Origin of the sequence: Paramuribaculum intestinale, assembly GCF_003024925.1 — a bacterium.
GTDB classification, from domain to species: Bacteria; Bacteroidota; Bacteroidia; order Bacteroidales; family Muribaculaceae; genus Paramuribaculum; species Paramuribaculum intestinale.
Genome location: NZ_PUED01000359.1, coordinates 1 through 1,186, shown reverse-complemented (window position 1 = coordinate 1,186; position 1,186 = coordinate 1). Strand labels below are relative to the sequence as shown.

General features: G+C 46.3%; 2 protein-coding genes. Both read right to left on the bottom strand.

The window, feature by feature from the left end; translation table 11 throughout:
- Positions 1-292 (bottom strand): hypothetical protein (locus C5O24_RS13535; RefSeq protein ID WP_133165611.1); only part of this gene is annotated, 292 nt, incomplete at its 3' end.
- On the bottom strand, positions 282-734 hold the full coding sequence (locus tag C5O24_RS13530; RefSeq protein ID WP_107037089.1) for a DUF1896 family protein: 453 nt from the start codon (positions 732-734) through the stop codon (positions 282-284). The genes C5O24_RS13535 and C5O24_RS13530, both read right to left, overlap by 11 nt.
- Positions 735-1,186: the final 452 nt, after the last annotated feature.

Below are 1,186 nucleotides of genomic sequence, written 5' to 3'. Positions count from 1 at the left end.
GCGACTCCATATAGCGGTTAAACTCCTTGTCGTCATGCGAATAGTCGTGGATAAGGCGACGCAGTTCAACCGTAGGTGCGAACAATTCAATATCCGACTTGCTCCACTTGGCTGCATCCGCCAACTCATTGGCATCATTGAGGATACACTTCAACCCGCCGAACCCGGCATACTTGTGCAGTATCTCCCGCTCTTCGGGAGTCTGCGCTGTGCGTCCGGCAACACCGAGCTTCAGGACAAGCCTGATAGCCTCAATGTTGTCGCGCATGGTCTGTAATCGGTTAAAGGCCATATTCGTCGAAATATTCGGCAATCCGACCGGAGATTACCAGCTTTAGAATCACACCTTCGTTGGTGTTGAGATATTCTTCGCTCAGTTCCACATCTTTGAACTCCTGCTGCAATTCTTCCAGTAGCGTATAAGTCCAGAACTCGATGGAACGTTCATCAAGAGAAATATGATCCGAAAATTCGTCTGCAAGTATGCCGCTTACAAAATCGTATGGCGAAATCTCAAAGCCATCAAGCAGACGGGCAATGGCTTTCTCGGAGGATATATAGACTTCATCCCCGGCCAGCCTTGATTCCACATAAATGTTAGCCGCAGCTTCGGCGCGTGCGGCAATAAGCAGGTCATCATCGGCTTCGGGGAAATGATGCACCGTCAGGTAACGGCGCAGATACAGATTATAATAGTCGAGGTCGTAGCCTCGGCCATCATTCTTTCTTTTCATAAAAAGGTTGGGGGAAATTATAGGGCGTGAATCCTTTCACACTGCAAAGAAAACCATAATGAAAGAGGCATTCATCATTTCCGGGGACTATGGTACTCGGTAGCCTCGCAATGCCTCAATGTGACACGACAAGCGACATTTTCCATTCAATCCCTGTTCCGACATACTTTTGAAGTACATAAATCGCCTGTCTTTCAAATAATTATAAAAGGTTAGTACCCCAAAATTTGCACTTTAACAATTTTATAAGACTGATTATCAGTGAGATAAAATTTACGAGAGGGCTGCTTTGGGGTACTCTCCCAACGGGGGGATACAGGCTCTGTAATTTTGCATCGTAATCGAAAACGAAACGCAAAATGAAAAAAACTGAGATTGACTATAACGACGTGGAAACATTCCCGAAGTTCGCCAAGGCCGCGATAAGAATCATGCTTGAGATGCTCAGGTGC

Bases quoted from the DNA above. Each gene is read 5' to 3' on its own strand.
- C5O24_RS13530 (WP_107037089.1), bottom strand. From the start codon at position 734: ATGAAAAGAAAGAATGATGGCCGAGGCTACGACCTCGACTATTATAAT.